A 21,152-nucleotide genomic window follows, 5' to 3' on the forward strand; every position below is an offset into this window, starting at 1 on the left:
AGAGGTAATAAGATGATTGTAAAACAAGCAGATTTCGTAAGATCAGCTGTATTTGAAAAAGATTATCCTGAAGAGTTAAGCAATATAGAGTTTGCCTTCGTTGGGAGATCAAACGTTGGAAAATCATCTCTTATAAACAGTATCACAGGAAGAAATAAACTAGCTAAAACTAGTAAAACTCCAGGTAGAACTCAGTTAATTAACTATTTCCTAATCAACAAAGAGTTTTTCTTTGTTGATTTACCTGGATATGGATTCGCTAAGGTTCCTAAAGAGATGAAAAAAGAATGGGGATTAACAATGGAGAGATACCTTGCTAGTCCTAGAAAAAAACTTGTATTTGTTCTTCTAGATATAAGAAGAATTCCAAGTGGTGAAGATTTAGATATGCTTAGATGGTTAGACCACTATGGAACTCCATTTAAAATAATCTTTACTAAAATGGATAAAGTATCAAACAATGATAAATTTAAAGCTTTAAAGGATATCAGAACAAAAGTTGATTTCCATAATGATGATGTTTTCTTCCACTCGTCACTTAATAATAACGGAAAAGAACAAGTTTTAGAATATATTGAAAACTGTTTAAAGGGAGAAATTGAATAGGAGGATTTTAAATGAATGAATTAGCTACTACTTATTCCCCTAATGAAATAGAGGGAAGATGGTATAAATATTGGGAAGAGTCAAAGTTTTTTGCTGCTACTTTAGATGATAATAAGGCAAACTACTCTATCGTAATCCCACCTCCAAATGTAACTGGAATATTACATATGGGACACATTCTTAATAACAGTATCCAAGATGTACTTGTTAGATACAAGAGAATGAGTGGGTATAACACTCTTTGGATGCCTGGAACAGATCACGCAGGTATTGCAACTCAAAATAGAGTTGAAAGAAGATTAGCTGAAGACGGATTAACTAAAGAGGATTTAGGAAGAGACGAATTCATAAAGCAAGTTTGGGAATGGAAAGAGCAATATGGTGGAGCTATCACAAACCAATTAAGAAGAATTGGAGCTTCATTAGACTGGGATAGAGAAAGATTTACTATGGATGAAGGACTTTCTGATTCTGTAAAAGATATCTTTATCAAATTATTCAACGATGGATTAATCTATCAAGGTGAATATATGGTTAACTGGTGTCCTAGATGTGGAACAGCTCTTGCTGACGATGAAGTTGAACATGAGGAAAAAGCTGGTTCTCTATGGAATATCAAGTATCCTGTTAAAGATTCTGATGAATTCTTAATAATTGCAACTACAAGACCAGAAACTATGCTTGCTGACGTTGCTATTGCTGTAAATCCTAACGATGAAAGATACTCACACCTTGTTGGTAAAAATGTAATTTTACCATTAGTTGGAAGAGAGATTCCTGTAATCGCTGATGAGTATGTTGATATGGAGTTCGGTACGGGTGCTTTAAAAATAACTCCTGCACATGACCCTAATGATTTCACTTTAGGACAAAAGTTCAATCTACCAATCATCAATATGATGACTCCTGAAGGTAAAGTTTCTAACGACTACCCTGCTTATGCTGGTATGGATAGATTCGATGCTAGAAAGAAAATGGTAGCAGACTTAGAAGAAACTGGATTCTTAGTTAAAGTTGAATCTCACTCACATAATGTTGGTGGATGTTATAGATGTAACACTGTTGTAGAGCCTAGAGTATCTAAGCAATGGTTCGTTAAAATGCAACCTTTAGCTGAAAAAGCGTTAGAAGTTGTTAGAAACGGAAAAGTTAAACTTATGCCTAAGAGATGGGAAAAAGTTTACTACAACTGGTTAGAAAATATAAGAGATTGGTGTATCTCTAGACAAATCTGGTGGGGACATAGAATTCCTGCTTGGTATGGTCCTGATATGCATATATTTGTAGCTAAAACTGAAGAGGAAGCTTTCGCTCAAGCTAAAGCTCACTACGGACACGATGTTGAATTAACTCAAGAAACTGATGTTCTTGATACTTGGTTCTCATCTGCTTTATGGCCATTCTCAACTTTAGGTTGGCCTGATAAAACAACTGAATTAGCTAAATTCTATCCTACATCAACTCTAGTTACTGGAGCAGATATTCTATTCTTCTGGGTTGCTAGAATGGTTATGTTCGGTATGTATACTATGGATGATATTCCATTTGAAAATGTTTACTTACATGGTATTGTAAGAGATGAAGTTGGAAGAAAGATGTCTAAGTCATTAGGTAACTCTCCTGATCCACTAAACTTAATCGAAGAGTATGGTGCTGATGCAATCAGATTCACTATGTTATACAATACTTCTCAAGGGCAAGATGTTCACTTCTCTGAAAAATTAATAGAGATGGGAAGAAACTTCGCTAATAAAATTTGGAACGTTTCAAGATTCGTTCTAATGAACCTTGAAGATTTCGATATAAAATCATTTGACAAATCTAATGTTCAACTTGAACTAGTTGACGAATGGATTTTCTCTAAGTTAAATAAAACATCTAAAGATGTTGCAGATAAATTAGAAAAGTTCCAATTAGATGAAGCTGCTAAATCATTATACGAGTTCTTAAGAGGTGACTTCTGTGACTGGTATGTTGAGCTAGCTAAAGTTAGATTATACAACAAAGAGGAGTCAGGAGTTCAATCTAGACAAACTGCTCAATATGTTTTATGGACAGTTTTAGAGTCTGGATTAAAACTACTACACCCATTCATGCCTTATATAACTGAAGAGATTTGGCAAAAAATCAAAGTAGAAGGAGAGACTATAATGCTTTCTAACTACCCTGTTTGTGATGATTCTTTAGTTAATGATGAAAAAGAAAAAGCTTTTGAATATATTCAAGGTTTAATCTCTTCATTAAGAAATATAAGAGCTGAAAGAGGAATCTCTCCAGCTAAAGAAGCTAAAGTTGTTATCAGAACATCTAATCCTGTTGAATTAGAAACTTTAAAAGCTAATGAGTTATTTATAACTAAACTTGCTAAAATTGAAGAGTTAACAGTTGGTTCTGATTTAGCAACTCCTGAGCAAAGTGGATTCAGAGTTAATGGAAATTCTGAAGTATTCATGATCTTAACTGGTCTTTTAGATACTGAAGCTGAAATCAAAAAGATAAATGAGCAACTTGAAAAAGTTAAAAAAGATTTAGATAAAGCTAATGCTAAACTTTCTGATGAAAGATTTACATCTAAAGCACCTGCTCATATCTTAGATAGAGAAAGAAGAATTCAACAAGAGTTCCAAGACAAGTATGATAAACTAATGGAAAACTTAAAAAACTTCCAATAATAAAGTACTTTTAACTTTTATTAAGTAGTAGGAATAATTTCCTACTACTTTTTTAAAATAAAATGTATTCATTGTGTTAAAATTATGCTAAAATAGAATAGTAACTATACATAAGAATAATAGTTGGGAGTGATACAATTGGATTTACATTATCTTAGAATATTTTATGAAGTAGCGAAAGAAAAAAGTTTTACTAAAGCAGCTAATAAATTATACATAAATCAATCAGCGGTTTCAATTCAAGTTAAAAAATTTGAGGAGATTTTAAATTCTAAACTTTTTGATAGAAGTTCAAAGAAAATAAAATTAACTTACACTGGGGAAGCTCTTTTCAAAATGGCTGAAGAGATTTTTGAAAAAGTAAAAAGAGCTGAAAAAGAGATGGAGAGAATCATTAATTTAGATAAAGCTAAGATTTCAATCGGAGCTACATCTGTTATCGGTGAGCCACTACTACCTCTTTTAATGAAAGATTTTATATCTTTACATGATGAGATTGAATATGACATCACAATTTCGACTAAAGCTTGGCTTTTAAAGCTTTTAAAAGAGGGTGAGTTGGATATTCTTTTAATTGATGAAGAACATATAACAGATCCTAATCTAGAAGTTTTAACTGTTGGGTCTGTTCCTTATATCCTTGTAGGAACTAAGAATACTCAAAAATTAGAAGCTATATCTAAAGAGCCTTTAATCTCTAGAAAAAACATTTATAACAATGAAAAAGCTATTAGCTATCTAGAGGATAAGAACCATGTTTGTTTTAACACTAAGATTCCTGTACTTGGAAATTTAGGAGTTATCAAAGGTATGGTAAAAGAGGGAATTGGAAATGTTATTCTGCCTTATTATGCAGTTTATAAAGAGATACAAAATGATGAATTTAAAGTTATTAGGACTATTGATGAAGTTACTGATTCCTATCAAATTGTTATAACAAAGGATAAGAAGAATTTAGCACACATCATTAAGTTTATCAATTTTATCAAAAATTTCAAATTTTAATTAATGTAATTTAGGAGGCTAATATGAACTTATTAGATTCGTATAAAATAACTGCTGAGCTTTTAGAAATATTTATAAAAGAGGAAGCTGAAAAAAAAGAAACTGAAAAAGTTGCAAGAGACCTTGCATCTATCTTTGAAAATGGAAATAAAGTACTTATCTGTGGAAACGGAGGAAGTAACTGTGACGCTCTACACTTTGCAGAGGAGTTTACAGGGAGATTTAGAAAAGATAGAAGAGCTTTACCTGCAATCTCATTGTCAGATTCATCACATATAACTTGTGTTGGAAATGACTATGGATTTGATTACATCTTCTCTAGAGGTGTTGAAGCTTATGGTAAAGAGGGAGATATGTTTATCGGTATCTCTACAAGTGGAAACTCTGCTAATGTTATAAAAGCTGTTGAGGCAGCTAAAAAAATGGGACTAAAAACTGCTGTACTTCTTGGAAAAGATGGTGGAAAACTTAAAGGAATGTGTGATTACGAGTTCATTATTCCTGGAGAAACTTCTGACAGAATCCAAGAGATTCACATGATGATATTACATATTATTATTGAAGGTGTAGAAAAAATAATGTTCCCAGAAAATTATTAAAATACCCTTTTTAGGGTATTTTTTTTGAGGTGATTTTATGTCAAAAAATATTTTTCTATTTTTATTTTTATCTATTCTAACTTTTTCAAACAGTTTAGAAAAAAATAACGAAGCTTATATAGCTTCTTTCAATGCTTTAAGGTTAGGGAAAGGTGAAAAAGATTACTCTCATCTTGCTAAATCTATCGAACCATTCGATATTGTAGGCTTAGTTGAAGTTATGAATAAAAAAGGACTTTATAAACTTTTATCTGAAGTTGAAAAAATTAGTGCTTCAAAATGGGGATATGAAATCTCTCCGTATCCAGTCGGAACAGCAGAATATAAAGAGTACTATGCTTTTTTATATAAAAAAGATAAAGTTAAATTTATTAAAAGTGATGGGTTTTATCCTGATGTAAACGATGATTTTATACGTGAACCATATGGTGCAACTTTTAAAATTAATAATTTTGACTTTACCTACGTTTTAATCCATTCAATCTACGGTAAAAAAGTCTCACAAAGACAATTTGAAGCAAATAAAATTTTAGATATTTATAACTATTTTCAAAACTTAGATCCTACTGAAAATGATATTTTAATCGGTGGAGATTTCAATTTAGCTGCTAATGATTCAGCTTTTGAAAATCTTTTAAATCACAAAGATAATATAATCTACTCTTTAGATCCTTCTATTAAAACAACAATTGGAACTAAGGGTTTTGCAAACTCTTATGATAATATCTTTCTTTCTAAAAAGTTTACCACTGAATTCAAAGGAAAAAGTGGTGCTTTAGATATTACAAAAGACGATTACATTAAAACTAGAAAGGAGGTTTCTGATCATCTACCTATTTTTATAATAGTAGATACAGAGATTGACGATGACTAAAGCTTTTATTTTTTTAAATGGAGAATTTTCTGATTCAAAAGATTTTTATGAATCTTTAAATATTGATAATAAACATCTCTACTGTGCTGATGGAGGTAGTAAAAAAGCTCTTGAACTTGGTTATATTCCTAAAGAGGTTTGGGGAGATTTTGATTCTTTAGACTCAAAATCTTTTGAAACTTTAAAATCTCAAAATGTTACTTTAAAAATTTTCAATAAAGATAAAGATTTTACAGATGGAGAACTTTTAATCTCTTATGTCTCATCTTTAAATTATGATAAAATCATCGTTGTTGGTGGTTTTGGTGGAAGAATTGACCATACTTTAACTAACATAAATCTTATTTTTAAATATCCAAAATTGACTTTTGTTAGTGAAATTGAAGAGCTATTCTTTGTTCCACAAACCTTTGAAATAAACGATAAAATTGGAAGAACAATATCTTTTATTCCTTTTTCTGATAATATTACAAACTTAACTTTAAAAGGATTTAGATATCCTCTAGATAAACATACATTAAATAGAGGAGATTCCACATGTTTAAGTAACATTATTGCTGAACAAAAGGCCTTCATCTCTTATTCTGAAGGAAAACTCTTAGGAAGTATAACTTTAGATTGACTTTTATTTTAAAATAATGTAGGCTATTTAATAGCAAAAAATTTTTGGGAGGCGTTTTACAATGACTAATTTATCAACAAAAAGTAAACTATTACTTGGAATTCAACACGTATTAGCTATGTTTGGAGCCACAGTTTTAGTTCCATTTTTAACTGGATTAAATCCTTCTGTTGCACTACTTTCTGCAGGGATAGGAACTTTACTTTTCCATCTTTGTACTAAAGGAATTGTTCCTGTTTTCTTAGGATCATCTTTTGCTTTTATCGGTGCTTTAGCTCTAGTTCTAAAAGAAGAGGGAATTGCAGCCATTAAAGGAGGAGTTATCTCTGCTGGTTTTGTTTATATCTTTATGTCTTGGATGATTAAAGTTTTTGGTGTCGAAAAAATAAAATCATTTTTCCCACCTGTTGTAGTTGGACCAATTATTATGGTTATTGGACTTAGACTAAGCCCTGTCGCTTTATCAATGGCTGGATATTCAAACGGACACTTTGATTTAAAAAGTTTAGCTGTAGCTATGATTGTTATTATCTCTATGATTACAATTTCTATTTTAGAAAAATCTTTCTTTAGATTAGTTCCAATTTTAATCTCAGTTATTTTAGGATATCTTGTTTCTGTATTCTTAGGATTGGTTGATTTCACTCCTATAGCTAACGCTAATTGGATTGGGTTCTCACCTGAAGCTTTAAAAGATTTACTAACTTTACCTAAGTTTTCAACAACTGCAGTTCTTGCTATTGCTCCTATTGCTCTTGTTGTTTTTATTGAACATATCGGTGATATCACAACTAACGGTGCTGTTGTTGGAAAAGACTTCTTTAAAAACCCTGGAATATCTAGAACACTTTTAGGAGATGGAGTTGCTACTGTTGCTGCTGGCCTTTTAGGAGGTCCTGCTAATACTACTTATGGTGAAAATACTGGAGTTCTTGCTGTTACAAAGGTTTACGACCCTACAATTCTTAGAATTGCAGCTTGTTATGCTATAGCTCTTAGTTTCATTGGAAAATTTGGAGTTATTTTACAAACTATTCCTACACCTGTTATGGGAGGAGTTTCAGTTATTCTTTTCGGAATGATAGCTTCTGTTGGTGTTAGAACGGTTATCGACGCTGAGATAGATTTCTCGCATTCAAGAAATCTTTTAATCGCATCGCTTATATTTGTTCTTGGAATTGCTATCGATAATATTATCATCTGGAAAACTGTTTCTCTTTCTGGATTAGCTATTGCCGCTCTTATAGGAGTAACTTTAAATAAAATTCTTCCAAAAGATCAAATAGATAATTAATAAAAATTTTGAAGAAATAGAAAGAAATGGTAAAACCTTTTCTTTCTATTTTTTATTTTTTGTTGTAATATATAAAATATACAAAAGGAATATAGGGGGATTTGATGAAAAAATTTATAGTTCTTATTCTTATTGCTAATACAGCTTTTATTGGAAAATATTTTTATGAAAAAAAATCGTCACACTCTCAAGAAACTTTGCAACAACCTATACTAAAAAATACTAAGGAGGATTTTTCTATGGAAAAAAATAGAGATAATATTTCTCAAGAATACAAATGGAATTTAAATGATATCTACCCTAACTGGATTGAATGGGATAAAGATTTAATAAAACTTAAAGAACTTATGGCTAAGGTTCCTAAATATGAAGGTAAAATTTCACAAAACTCTGAAACTTTTGTAGAATTTATCGAATTAGAAGAAAAAGTATCTAGATTGCTTGATAAAATTTATCTATATCCATACTTACAAAGAGATTTAGATTCAACTAATGAAAAAGCTTCTGTGAAACTACAAGAGATTGAAAGTATCTACGCTAATTACTCTATCTCGTCATCTTGGATTACTCCAGAGATTTTAACTATTCCAGAAGAAACTATGTTAACTTGGATTGATGGAAATAGTATTTTAGAAAACAACAGATTCCCGTTAATGGAGATTTACAGATTACAAGAACATGTTCTATCTGCTGATAAAGAAAAATTACTTTCATACTTTGGTCAATATTTAGGAGTTCCTTCTGATATATATAGTGAGCTTTCAACTTCTGATATCAAGTGGAATGAGATTGAACTTGCAGATGGCACAAAAACAACTGTTACTAACGGTGTTTATTCAAAAATAGTTTCAACAAATAGAAATCAAGATGATAGAAGAAAAGCTTTTGAAGCTCTTTACAACTCATTTAATGTAAATAAAAATACATACGCTGCAATTTATAAAAGTATCCTTCAAAGAGATTTTGCAGCTGCTCAATCTAGAAACTATAACTCTAGTTTGGAAAAAGCTTTAAATCCTAAAAATATACCTTTAGATGTATATAAAACTTTAATTACATCAACTAGAGAAAACACAGCTCCTCTTAAAAGATATATTGCATTAAGAAAAAAAGCTTTAGACCTTAAAAATTATTACTACTATGATAACTCAATTAACATTGTGGATTATAATAAAGAGTTTTCATATGAAGAAGCTAAAACTGCTGTTTTAGAATCAGTTAAACCTTTAGGAGAAGGTTATTATAAAGGACTAAATACTGCGCTTAGCGAAGGTTGGCTTGATGTTTATGAAACACCTAATAAAAGAAGTGGTGCTTACTCTTTAAATATCTATGATGTTCATCCTTATATGTTACTAAATTATAATGGAACTATGGATGCTGTATTTACTTTAGCACACGAACTTGGACACACTATGCACTCTATGTTATCTACTGAAAAACAGCCTTACCCTACAAGTAGTTACACTATCTTTGTGGCGGAAGTTGCATCTACTTTTAACGAAAGATTACTTTTAGATAATATGTTAAAAAATACAACGGATTCTAAAGAGAGAATAGCTCTTATTGAACAAGCTATCGGTGGAATTGTTGGAACTTACTATATACAAACTTTATTTGCTGACTATGAATACGCTGCTCATGAGGTTGTTGAAAAGGGTGGAGCTATCACTCCTGAAGTTTTAAATAAAATTATGGAAAACCTTTTCAAAGATTATTTTGGAACTGAACTGACTATGGATGAATTACAAAAGATTATCTGGTCGAGAATTCCACATTTCTTTAACTCACCATACTACGTTTATCAATATGCAACTAGTTTTGCTGCTTCTGCAAACCTATATGATAGAGTAACGAGTTCAAAATACTCTGAGCAAGAAAGAGAGGTTGCCAAAGAGCAGTATTTAACTCTTCTTAAATCAGGTGGAAATGACCATCCGATGAATCAATTGAAAAAAGCAGGTGTTGATTTAAGTAAAACAGAATCTTTCACTGCTGTTTCTACAGAGTTTGATAGACTTCTTGATTTACTAGAAGCTGAATTAGAAAAAGAGAAAGGTGCTATCTAATATGTTTATTTTTAAATGGCTTCTTAATTTTATTAAATTTGTAATTAAAGAGATTTCATCTATGATAATAAAATTTGTTTTTCTTTTATTTTTAGGAGTTATCACTTTTAATTATTTTTCAAATACTAAAAAAACTCCTGTTACTAAAAAATCTTACTTAAAGATTGATCTTTCTAAAACTTATGGAGAAACTCTTATTCAAAATCCTCTGAGTTTTAGTTCTAAAAGTATTAACTTTTATCAACTTTTAAAAACGATATCTCTTTCAAAAGATGATTCAAATATAGAGGGGTTAGTATTTTTCTTTGATAATAATACTTTGAGTAAAAGTCAAATAAATGAATTAGGTGAGGTTTTAAATGATTTTAAAACCTCTGACAAACCAATATACTCATATGGTGCTTTAATGGATAATAACTCTTTACTTTTAAGTAGTTATTCTACTGAAACTTTAATGCCACCATCTGCTTCAACTTCAGTTAATGTAAGTGGATATAACAAAGATATTCCATATTTTAAAAGTTTAACTGAAAAATTAGGAATTGATGTCAATGTTATCCATGTTGGAGATTTTAAAACTTACGGTGAAAACTATACTCGAAATGAGATGTCAGAGGAAAATCGTTCTGATTTAAAAAGAGTTTTAGATAAAGGGTATTCATATTTTGTAGAGGATATCTCAAAAAATCTTACTCTTGAAAACTCTAATGTTGATAGCTTAATCCTAGAAGGAAAACTTATGGGTGAATCTTCTGAAGTTTTATACAAAAATAATTTAATAACTACTCTTAAATACTGGGAAGATTTTAAAAAAGAAAAAAATATCGATAATATGACAGAAATAGAAAACTATAACTCTACTTTAAAAAGTATCTCTAAAAATAATAAAATAGCAGTTATATATGCTGATGGTGAAATAAACTATCTTTCATCTAGAAATCCTACAGAAAGTACTATCACACCTGAGAACTTTATATCTGCTCTAGAAAAAGCTGAAAAAGATGACTCTATTAAAGGGATTGTTATCAGAGTTAACTCTCCTGGTGGATCAGCTTTAGCTTCTGATATTATTTATAACTCTATTAAAAATATTGAAAAACCTGTTTATGTATCTATCGGAAGCGTTGCTGCATCTGGTGGTTATTATATATCTACAGCTGCTAAAAAAATATTTGCTGATAAAAATAGTATTACAGGTTCTATCGGTGTAGTTAGCTTAATTCCAAACTTTAAAACTTTAAGTGATAAAATTGGCGTTAATATGAATGAGGTTAACTTAGGAAAGTTTTCTGATTTATACTCTTTAACTTCTCCTATGAACGACGAGAGAAGAGAGAAAATCTATTCAGCAAACTTTAAAGTTTATCAAGAGTTTTTAAATAGAGTAGCTTACGGAAGAAATATGGCTGTTGAAGATGTTGAGAAAATTGCTCAAGGAAAAATTTGGCTAGGTGAAGAAGCTTTAAATAATGGACTTATCGATTCTTTAGGTAGTCTTAATGCCACAATAAAGTCCCTTGCTATGGATTTAGAAATAGCTGATAACTATAGTGTTACTGAGGTCGCTTACGAAGAGGATTTAAAATCTATCTTCGGATCGTCTCTACTACCTCTACAAAAGATTATATCTTTTAAATCACTTACTAACACAGAAAATATGAAAAGCTTTATAGAAAATGAAGAGATATTTTTCAAACCTATTTTATATTCAAGCTTTTAAATCTTTGGTTGAAAATCTACTCTAAATTATGATATAATCATAACAATTACATAATATGTTCTAGGAGGGATTAAATTGGTTAGAAAAATAAAAGGACAAAAAACTACTGGAGGAAACTCTCAATCTGATATTTTAAGACAAGCTCAAGTTATGCAACAACAAATGCTTGCTGTTCAAGATTCATTAAAAGAAAAGGAAGTTGAGGCTTCTGTTGGTGGTGGAGCTGTTGTAGTTAGAGCTAACGGACAAAAAGATATCGTTTCTATAAAAATATCTGAAGAGACTATAAAAGATGCTGTTGAAGATAAAGAGATGTTAGAAGATTTAGTTCTTTCTGCTGTTACTGAAGCTATGAGACAAGCTGATGAGTTAGCTGAAAAAGAGATGTCTGCTGTTACTGGTGGAATCAACATCCCTGGATTATTCTAATCTCAATTTAAAGCGCCAATACAATAAGTATTGGTGCTTTTTTTTACTCTAAATTTATGTTATAATTATTTGAAAATACTTTGATTATAGGTGGTTTTTTAATGGAAAATAACAAATATAAAAAATATGGTTTAATGCTTTACTACCTACTAAAAATTATTTCTAAAACAATGAAAATAGAGGTTATTAAAAGTCCTAAACTAATAGATGGAGAAGGGTATGTTTGTGGATTCTGGCACAACAAACTTGTTGGTGCTTCTTTAGGTTTTATAAACTTCTCAGATAAAAAAGCTGTTTTAGCAAGTCCCTCAAAAGATGGAGAACTGATATCTATTCCTCTAGAAAAAATGGGCTTCACTATGGTTAGAGGGTCTTCAGGGAAAGACTCAATAAAATCTGTTTTAAAACTTATTAAACTTGTTAAAGCTGGATATAGTGCTGGAACTCCACTTGATGGACCTAAAGGTCCCATTTATGAGGTTAAACCTGGTATGCTTTATCTTGCTCAAAAATCTGGAAAAGCTCTTGTGCCAGTTGGAGTAGCTTTCAGCAATAAATGGATTTTTGAAAAAGCTTGGGATAAATTCCAAATGCCAAAACCATTTTCTAAAATGGTTTGCATTATAGGTGATCCTATTTTTATTCCAAATGATGCTAATTTGGATGATTATCTAGAGTTAGTTAAAAATACTCTGTTTGAAATGGATAAATTAGCTGAAGAAAAATTAAATAAACAAAACTAAAAGAAAATAATGATTTGAAAGGAGATTAATAGATGAGTAAAAATTTTTATGTAACTACACCTATATACTACGTTAATGGAGATCCACATGTTGGAAGTGCCTATACAACTATCGCAGCTGATGTTTTAGCTAGATATAAGAAATCTAAAGGATTCGATGTTTTCTTCCTTACAGGAACTGATGAACACGGACAAAAAGTTGAGGAAGCAGCTAAAATGAGAGAGTTAACTCCTCAAGCTTGGACAGATTCTATGGCTCCTAGATTTATCGATATGTGGAAAGCATTAGATATAAACTATACTGATTTTATCAGAACAACTGAGCCTAGACACAAAGATGCTGTTAAAAAAATATTAAAAACAGTTCACGATAAAGGAGATATCTACAAAGGTGAGTACGAAGGTAAATACTGTGTTTCTTGTGAAACTTTCGTTCCTGAAAACCAAATTGTAAATGGAAACCATTGCCCAGATTGTGGAAAAGAGTTAAGAACAGTTAAAGAGGAATCATACTTCTTTAAAATGTCTAAATACCAAGATGCTTTACTTGATCATATTGAAAAGCACCCTGATTTTATTCTTCCTCACTCTAGAAAAAATGAAGTTGTATCGTTCATAAAGCAAGGATTACAAGATCTTTCTATCTCTAGAAATACATTTGAATGGGGAATCCCTATCGAGTTCGCACCAGGACACATCACTTATGTTTGGTTTGATGCTCTTACAAACTACCTAACTGCTGTTGGGTATGAAAATAGTGCAGAAATATTTGATAAGTTCTGGAATAATGGAGAGGTAGTTCACCTATTAGGAAAAGATATCCTAAGATTCCATGCTATTATCTGGCCTTGTATGTTACTATCTGCTGGAGTAAAACTTCCAGATAAAATTGTTGCTCACGGATGGTGGACTTCTGAAGGTGAAAAAATGTCAAAATCTAAAGGAAATGTTGTTGCTCCTCTAGATGAAATTGCAAAATATGGTGTTGACGCTTTTAGATATTGCTTAATGAGAGAAGTTAACTTTGGAAATGACGGAGATTACTCAACTCCATCTATCGTTACAAGAATCAACTCTGATCTTGCAAATGACCTTGGAAACCTTTTAAACAGAACTCTTGGAATGTATGGAAAATACTTCAATGGAGTTATTGCAAAAGGAGAGGCTCTTGAAGAACTTGACGAAAGTGTTAAAACTCTTTGGGATGAAACAATTACAGCTGTAGATTATCATATAAATAGAGTTGAATTCTCTAGAGCTTTAGAAGCTATCTGGAAGTTTATCTCTAGAATGAATAAATATGTTGATGAAACTGCACCTTGGCTTCTTATAAAAGATGAAGCTAAAAAAGAGAGACTTGCAACTGTTATGAACTTCTTAGTTCAATCACTATATAAAGTTGCTATTTTAACTGCTCCATATATGCCAACTGCATCACAAAAGATTTGGAATCAACTAGGAGTTACTACTAATATTTTAGAGGTTAATCTAGACTCTGTAAACGGATGGGATTTATTCGCTGAAGGACATGTTTTAGGAACTGCTGAACCTATATTCCCTAGACTTGAAGTTGAGAAGAAAGAGGTTAAAAAAGACCCTCTTGCTATAAATGAAGATTTAAAAATTGAAAATCCAATCGAAATCGCTGATTTTGATAAAATAGATATCCAAGTTGTTGAAATACTAGAAGTTAGCAATATTGAAGGTGCTGATAAACTTCTAAAGTTCAAAGTAAAAACTGCTAACGAAGTAAGACAAATTGTTTCTGGAATTGCAAAATATTACCCAACTCCAGCTGAGCTTATTGGAAAAAAAGTTTTAGCTATTTTAAACCTTCCACCAGTTAATTTAAGAGGGGTTCTTTCTCAAGGGATGCTTTTAAGCTCTACTGAAAAGAAAAGATTAAAACTTGTTGAAGTTGACTCAACTGTTAAAGTTGGAGCTAAAATAAAATAATTTTTAGGGGGATTTTTCTATGAAAAAAGTTACAAAAGCTGTTATACCTGCAGCGGGATTAGGGACTAGAGTTTTACCTGCAACAAAGGCACAACCTAAGGAGATGCTTGTTATTGTTGACAAGCCATCTCTTCAATACATCGTCGAGGAACTTGTTGAATCTGGAATTACCGACATTGTAATTGTTACTGGAAGAAATAAAAACTCTATTGAAGATCACTTTGACTTCTCTTTCGAGCTTGAAAACACTTTAGAAAGAGATGGAAAGTTTGAACTTCTAAAAAAGATTGATGATATCTCAAGTATGGCAAATATATACTATGTTAGACAAAACCATCCTTTAGGTCTTGGACATGCTATTTTAAAAGCTAAATCATTTATCGGAGATGATCCATTCGTTATCGCTCTAGGAGATGATATTGTTTATAACCCTAACGCTCCTGTTGCTAAACAACTGATTGATGTTTATGAAAAATACGGAAGTAGCGTTATTGGAGTTCAAGAAGTTGAAAATAAAGATGTTTCTAAATATGGAATTGTTAAACCTTCAGCTACTTTAGATGAAAATACTGTAGAGATGGTTGACTTTATCGAAAAACCATCATTAGAAGAAGCTCCTTCTAATCTTGCTTGTCTTGGAAGATACCTTTTAGACGGTGAAATATTCAAATATTTAGAAACTACTACTCCTGGAAAAGGTGGAGAGATTCAACTTACAGATGCTATTTTACAAATGTTAAATGACAAGAAAAAAGTAGTAGCATACAACTTCGAAGGAAAAAGATATGACATTGGAAATAAAATTGGACTTTTAAAAGCTAATATTGAATTCGGACTTAGAAATGAAGAAACTAAAGATGACCTTATTAAATATTTAAAAGAGGAGATCAAGTTTTAACGGAGGATTTTTATCATGGCTAAATTGTTAAAATTTAATGCTGATGCAAGAAAAAAGTTAGAAAATGGAGTTAATATTTTAGCTGATGCTGTTAAAATCACTTTAGGACCTAGAGGAAGGAACGTTGTTTTAGAAAAAGCATACGGTCCTCCTCTTATTACAAATGATGGTGTCTCTATTGCAAAAGAGATTGAGTTAGAAGACCCTTTTGAAAACATGGGTGCTCAACTTATAAAAGAGGTTGCTACCAAAGCTAATGATGTTGCTGGAGATGGAACTACTACAGCAACTATCTTAGCTCAAGCTATTGTAAAAGAGGGTCTTAAAATGGTTTCTGCTGGAGCTAATCCTATTTTCGTAAAAAAAGGAATTGAAAAAGCTACTAAGAAAGCGATTGAACTACTTTTAGAAAAATCTAAAAAAGTTCAATCTAACAGTGAGATATCTCAAGTTGCATCTATCTCTGCTGGTGATTCTGAGATAGGAGCTCTTATTGCTAAAGCTATGGATAAAGTTGGAGAAAGTGGAGTTATCAGTGTTGAAGAGGCTCGTTCTTTAGAAACATCTTTAGATGTTGTTGAAGGTATGGAATTTGAAAAAGGATATCTTTCACCTTATATGGTTACTAACTCTGAAAGAATGGAAGCTATCTTAGAAAATCCACTTATTTTAATAACAGATAAAAAAATATCAACTATGAAAGAGCTACTACCTCTTTTAGAAAAAACAGTTCAAACATCTAAACCACTACTTATTATAGCTGATGACTTAGATGGTGAGGCTCTTGCTACTTTGGTTTTAAATAAGATTAGAGGAACTCTTAATGTTACTGGAGTTAAAGCTCCTGCTTTTGGTGATCGAAGAAAAGCTATGCTTGAAGATATCGCTGTTTTAACTGGTGGAACTGTTATCTCTGAAGATAAATCAATGAAAATAGAGGACGCTGATCTCTCTCAACTTGGTAGAGCTAAAAAAATAAAAGTTACTAAAGATTCAACAGTTATTATTGATGGATTCAGTAACGAAGAGGATTTGAACAGCAGGATTTTACATATTAAAAATCAACTTTCTTTAACTGATTCAGAATATGATAGAGAAAAATTACAAGAAAGACTTGCTAAGCTTTCTGGTGGAGTTGCAATTATTAAAGTTGGAGCTGCAACAGAGGTTGAAATGAAAGAGAAAAAACTTAGAATAGAGGATGCTTTAAATGCAACTAGAGCTGCTGTCGAAGAGGGTGTTGTTCCTGGTGGTGGGGTTGCTCTTGCTGAAATAGCTAACGAAATGGAAAACTTTATCTTAGATGGTGAAGAGGGAATCGGAGCTAACATTTTAAAAAGATCTTTAACTGCTCCATTAAAACAGATTGCTATTAATGCTGGTTTAGATGGTGGGGTTGTTTTAGAAAAAGTTAAAAACTTAGCTGATGGTTTTGGTCTTAACGCAGCAACAGAGGAATACGTTCATATGATTGAAAGTGGAATTATTGACCCTACAAAAGTTACTCGTTCTGCTTTACAAAATGCAACATCTATTGCTGCTTTAATCTTAACTACAGAAGTTATTATTGCAAATAAAAAAGAACCTATTAGTGAAAACTCAAACTCTAGTATGGGGGATATGATATAAGGGGAGGATTTTAAAAATGGATAAATTTACACTTGAAAATTACAACAACTGGTTAACTTCAGATTATATTGATTTAGAGGATAGAAAAGATTTAGAAAATATTAAAGATAATGAAAAAGAGATTGAAGATAGATTCTACACAAATCTTTCTTTTGGAACTGGTGGAATGAGAGGTGTTAGAGGAGTAGGTATCAATAGAATCAATAAATATACTATTAGAAAAGCTACTCAAGGTCTTGCTAACTATATCTTAGAAGCTGCTGGAGAAACTGGAAAAGAGATGGGAGTCGCTATAGCTTATGATTGTAGAATTGGGTCTGAAGAGTATGCTTTAAACTCTGCTCTTGTTTTAGCTGGAAATGGTATTAAGGCTTATCTTTTCAAATCTTTAAGATCGACACCTGAACTTTCTTTTGCTGTGAGAGAACTTAAATGTATTGCTGGTATCGTTGTAACAGCGTCACATAATCCTCAAGAGTATAATGGATATAAAGTTTATTGGAATGATGGATGTCAAATTATAGACCCTCAAGCTACTGGTGTTGTTACTAATGTTAGCAATATTAACTCATTTGAGGATATTAAACTTATCGATAAAGATGCTGCTGTTGAAGCTGGTCTTTTAGAATATATCTCTGAAGATATGGATACAAACTTTATAGAAGCTGTTAAAAAACAAATTATCCATCATGAAATTTCTGGAAAAGATGATTTTAAAATCGTTTACTCTCCATTGCATGGAACTGGAGGAAGACCTGTTAAAAGAGTATTCTCTGAAACTGGATTTAACTCTATATACATAGTTGCTGAGCAAGAGCAACCAGATGGAAACTTCCCAACTTGTTCATATGCAAATCCAGAGGACCCAGCAGTATTTAAGCTAAGTATTGAACTAGCTGATAAAGTTGGAGCTAACCTTTGTATGGCTAACGACCCTGATGCAGATAGAATCGGAGTTGCTGTTAAAGATGAGTGTGGAACATGGTTATATCCAAATGGAAACCAAATTGGACTTCTTCTTATGAACTATATTTTAGAAAATAAGAAAGATATCCCTAAAAATGGTGCTGTTATATCTACTGTAGTTTCAACTCCTATGCTTGATGCTGTCGCTAAAGAAAAAGGTGTTGAAATATTCAGAACTTTAACAGGATTTAAATTTATTGGTGAAAAAATTAGAGAGTTTGAAGAGGGGAAATATGACGCTACATTCCTTATGGGATTTGAAGAGTCATACGGATATCTTGTAGGAACTCATGCTAGAGATAAAGATGCCGTTGTAGCAACTCTTTTAATTGCTGAAATGGCAGCTTACTACGCTAGTGTTGGATCATCAATACCTAAAGAGTTAAAAAAATTATACGATAAATTTGGTTACTATAGAGAAGGGATTATAGCTGTTACTAAAAAAGGAAAAGATGGTGTTGAAGCAATCTCTAAAATAATGAGCAGTTTAAGAGAAAATGTAACAGATTCTTTAATTGGTCAAAGTGTTATTTCAAAAAGAGATTTCAACTCTGGATATAATGGATTACCTAAATCAGATGTTATCCAGTTTGTATTAGAAGACAATACATACATCACAGCTAGACCTTCTGGAACTGAACCAAAAATTAAATATTACTTCTGTGTTGTTGGTACAACAGAGAAAGATGCTGAAGAAAAATTAGCAAAAGCTATGGAATCTTTCGAAGCTTTTGTTGATTAAAAAGCCTTGGAGGAATTATGCTTAGTGGAATGTATATACATATTCCTTTCTGTTTAAATAAATGTAACTATTGTGATTTTCTCTCTTTTAAATCTACTGTTGAAGAGAGAGAAAAATATGTAGATGCCATTATTTCAGAGATTAATATGTATCCTAAATTCCCTCTTGAAACTGTTTACTTTGGTGGAGGGACTCCCTCTCTTTTAACTTCAGAACAAGTTAAAAGAATTTTATCTAATTTAAACATAAAAGAGGGTGCTGAAGTTACCCTAGAAGTAAATCCTAAAACAGTCGATCTTGAAAAATTTAAACTTTTTAAAGAGGCTGGAATAAATAGAGTTAGTATTGGTATTCAAAGTTTTAATGATGAAAAACTTAAAATGTTAGGTAGACTGCATTCCTCTTCTCAAGGAGAGGAAGCTTTCTTTTTAGCTAGAAAAGCTGGGTTTGATAATATTAGTTTAGACTTAATGTTTTCTTTACCAAATCAAACTATGGATGATTTAAAAAGTGATTTAAATCATCTTTTCTCTTTAAAACCTGAACACTTCTCTATATATTCATTAATTTGGGAAGAGGGCACAGACTTTTTTGAAAAGCTTGAAGCTGGTGTGTATAAAGAAACTGATAATGATTTAGAGGCATCTATGTATGAAACTATTATAGATAGTGCTCAAAAAAATGGATATATACATTATGAGATTTCGAATTTTTCTTTACCTGAAAAAAGAGCTATACACAATACAAAATATTGGAAAAATGAGGAGTATCTTGGTATCGGTATTGGTGCTTCTGGATATTTCGAAAACATTAGATATAAAAATGTCTTAAAGTTTCCTGAATATTATGGTAAAATATTAGATAATGTAAAACCAATCTTAGAAGAAGAGTTTGTCAATGATGAGGAAAAAGAGATTTACGAATATATCTTAGGATTAAGAATCATTCCTGATGGAATAACTCCTAGAGGAAAATATGTTGAATTGTGTGACAATCTAGTTAAAGATGGATTCTTAACTAAAGTTAATTCTGTATATACTCTTTCTCAAAAAGGTGTACTTATGGCCAACGATGTCTTTGACAAATTTATTTAATTAGTAGGAGGAGATTGTGAAAATTTCAGAAAATATAAATGAAATTTTAATCGATATCAAGAAACATTCACCTTATCCTGATAAAGTAGATTTAATTGCTGTAACAAAATATGTTGATACTGAAGTTATAAAAGATGTTCTTACTGGTGGAGCGAGAATTTTAGGTGAAAATAAAGTTCAAGTTCTAACAAAAAAATATGAAGATCTTTGTAATTTCTCTATAGAACATAAGTGGCACTTTATAGGAAACCTTCAAAAAAATAAGGTGAAGTATATAGCTTCATTCATTGATATGATTCATTCTGTCAATAAACTATCTCTTGCTCAAGAGATAAATAAAAGAGCTAAGGAACACAATAGAACAATTGATGTTCTTATCGAGATTAATTTATTTGAAGAGGAAAGCAAAGAAGGGTATCAATACACTGATTTTTTAAATGATATTCCAGATTTATTAGAATTAGAAAATGTAAATATTAAAGGATTTATGACCATGGCTCCATATACTGATAATGAGGAGCTAATAAGAGCAGGTTTTAGAAAATTAAGAGAGCTAAAAGATGAGATGAATACTCTTTACTTTAATAATAGCTTATCTGAACTTTCTATGGGAATGAGTAATGACTATAAAATCGCTCTTGAAGAAGGAGCAACTCTAATAAGAGTGGGCAGCAAAATATTTAAATAATTTGTGGAGGTTTGAATGAAAATTACTAAGTTTAAAAATGCTTTTAAAGATTTTACTGATAGTGTTGGACTTACTTTTGATCCTGAAGAGGATGGATACGAAGAATACGAAGAGGAAAATGAACCTGCTTCTGTTCCTAGATTCAGTGCTACTAGTAATCCTAAAGAGGATGTTCTTCCTCCTTTTACTAATAATACACTTCCTAGACCAGAGATTAAAACACCTATTAACAATACTGTTCAAGAGGATTGTCAAACTATATTTGTAAATCCTAAAAGCTTTGCAGAATGTAGAAAAATTGCAGATTATATAAAAAACGATAAAGTGGTTACACTAAATCTAGAAAATGTAAATGGAAAAGATGCTCAAAGAATTCTTGATTTCTTGAGTGGAGCTATAAATATAAAAGAAGCTAAATGGATTCCAATTAGTAAAAACGTATTTACATCAGTTCCTAAAAATATCAACTTCCTATATGATGGGAAAAATGATTTAAAACAAAATACTTTTTTAGATATTGACCACGAATAATTAATGGAGGTTAATA

At 31.2% G+C, this 21,152-nt stretch carries 18 protein-coding genes; all 18 read left to right on the forward strand.

Annotation, left to right across the window (positions count from 1 at the left end; translation table 11 throughout):
* The first annotated feature begins 12 nt into the window (after window positions 1-12).
* The 18 genes from yihA to sepF all read left to right on the forward strand — a co-directional run bounded on the left by yihA (window position 13) and on the right by sepF (window position 21,136).
* A complete protein-coding gene (gene yihA, locus Q0O83_RS05565; protein WP_294094905.1) occupies window positions 13-606 on the forward strand; it encodes a ribosome biogenesis GTP-binding protein YihA/YsxC in 594 nt (197 codons plus the stop codon).
* A gap of 11 nt (window positions 607-617) precedes the next feature.
* Window positions 618-3,278: a valine--tRNA ligase gene (locus Q0O83_RS05570; RefSeq protein WP_294094908.1), complete on the forward strand. Its 2,661-nt coding sequence runs from the start codon at window positions 618-620 to the stop codon at window positions 3,276-3,278.
* 138 nt (window positions 3,279-3,416) lie between these two features.
* Window positions 3,417-4,283 (forward strand): LysR family transcriptional regulator, encoded by an 867-nt coding sequence (locus tag Q0O83_RS05575; RefSeq protein WP_294094910.1) that lies wholly within the window; start codon window positions 3,417-3,419, stop codon window positions 4,281-4,283.
* Between the two features lie 23 nt (window positions 4,284-4,306).
* Window positions 4,307-4,882, forward strand: a complete 576-nt coding sequence (gene gmhA, locus Q0O83_RS05580; RefSeq protein WP_294094912.1) for a D-sedoheptulose 7-phosphate isomerase — start codon at window positions 4,307-4,309, stop codon at window positions 4,880-4,882.
* Between the two features lie 37 nt (window positions 4,883-4,919).
* Complete coding sequence (locus tag Q0O83_RS05585; RefSeq protein ID WP_294094914.1) at window positions 4,920-5,756, forward strand: endonuclease/exonuclease/phosphatase family protein; 837 nt, start codon at window positions 4,920-4,922, stop codon at window positions 5,754-5,756.
* Window positions 5,749-6,378 (forward strand): thiamine diphosphokinase, encoded by a 630-nt coding sequence (locus tag Q0O83_RS05590; protein WP_294094916.1) that lies wholly within the window; start codon window positions 5,749-5,751, stop codon window positions 6,376-6,378. The genes Q0O83_RS05585 and Q0O83_RS05590 overlap by 8 nt, the downstream gene beginning before the upstream one ends.
* Window positions 6,379-6,439: 61 nt before the next feature.
* Entirely contained in the window at window positions 6,440-7,672 is a 1,233-nt protein-coding gene (locus Q0O83_RS05595; protein WP_294094918.1) for a uracil-xanthine permease family protein, read from the forward strand.
* A gap of 239 nt (window positions 7,673-7,911) precedes the next feature.
* Entirely contained in the window at window positions 7,912-9,741 is a 1,830-nt protein-coding gene (gene pepF, locus Q0O83_RS05600; protein ID WP_294094999.1) for an oligoendopeptidase F, read from the forward strand.
* Between the two features lies 1 nt (window position 9,742).
* Entirely contained in the window at window positions 9,743-11,461 is a 1,719-nt protein-coding gene (gene sppA / locus Q0O83_RS05605; protein WP_294094919.1) for a signal peptide peptidase SppA, read from the forward strand.
* 75 nt (window positions 11,462-11,536) lie between these two features.
* A complete protein-coding gene (locus Q0O83_RS05610) occupies window positions 11,537-11,890 on the forward strand; it encodes a YbaB/EbfC family nucleoid-associated protein (protein ID WP_294094921.1) in 354 nt (117 codons plus the stop codon).
* 101 nt (window positions 11,891-11,991) lie between these two features.
* A complete protein-coding gene (locus Q0O83_RS05615; protein WP_294094923.1) occupies window positions 11,992-12,633 on the forward strand; it encodes a lysophospholipid acyltransferase family protein in 642 nt (213 codons plus the stop codon).
* A gap of 32 nt (window positions 12,634-12,665) precedes the next feature.
* Complete coding sequence (gene metG / locus Q0O83_RS05620; protein ID WP_294094925.1) at window positions 12,666-14,588, forward strand: methionine--tRNA ligase; 1,923 nt, start codon at window positions 12,666-12,668, stop codon at window positions 14,586-14,588.
* 19 nt (window positions 14,589-14,607) lie between these two features.
* On the forward strand, window positions 14,608-15,486 hold the full coding sequence (galU, locus tag Q0O83_RS05625; RefSeq protein ID WP_294094928.1) for a UTP--glucose-1-phosphate uridylyltransferase GalU: 879 nt from the start codon (window positions 14,608-14,610) through the stop codon (window positions 15,484-15,486).
* A 15-nt stretch (window positions 15,487-15,501) separates the two neighbouring features.
* On the forward strand, window positions 15,502-17,115 hold the full coding sequence (groL, locus tag Q0O83_RS05630) for a chaperonin GroEL (protein ID WP_294094931.1): 1,614 nt from the start codon (window positions 15,502-15,504) through the stop codon (window positions 17,113-17,115).
* A gap of 16 nt (window positions 17,116-17,131) precedes the next feature.
* Window positions 17,132-18,823 carry a phospho-sugar mutase gene (locus Q0O83_RS05635; protein ID WP_294094934.1) on the forward strand — a complete coding sequence of 564 codons (1,692 nt, stop codon included), beginning with the start codon at window positions 17,132-17,134 and terminating at the stop codon, window positions 18,821-18,823.
* 17 nt (window positions 18,824-18,840) lie between these two features.
* On the forward strand, window positions 18,841-19,917 hold the full coding sequence (hemW, locus tag Q0O83_RS05640) for a radical SAM family heme chaperone HemW (protein WP_294094937.1): 1,077 nt from the start codon (window positions 18,841-18,843) through the stop codon (window positions 19,915-19,917).
* Between the two features lie 16 nt (window positions 19,918-19,933).
* Window positions 19,934-20,605 carry a YggS family pyridoxal phosphate-dependent enzyme gene (locus tag Q0O83_RS05645; RefSeq protein ID WP_294094940.1) on the forward strand — a complete coding sequence of 224 codons (672 nt, stop codon included), beginning with the start codon at window positions 19,934-19,936 and terminating at the stop codon, window positions 20,603-20,605.
* 15 nt (window positions 20,606-20,620) lie between these two features.
* Entirely contained in the window at window positions 20,621-21,136 is a 516-nt protein-coding gene (gene sepF, locus Q0O83_RS05650; protein WP_294094943.1) for a cell division protein SepF, read from the forward strand.
* Window positions 21,137-21,152: the final 16 nt, after the last annotated feature.

It is taken from the genome of uncultured Cetobacterium sp., assembly GCF_945952365.1.
In the GTDB taxonomy this organism is placed as follows: domain Bacteria; phylum Fusobacteriota; class Fusobacteriia; order Fusobacteriales; family Fusobacteriaceae; genus Cetobacterium_A.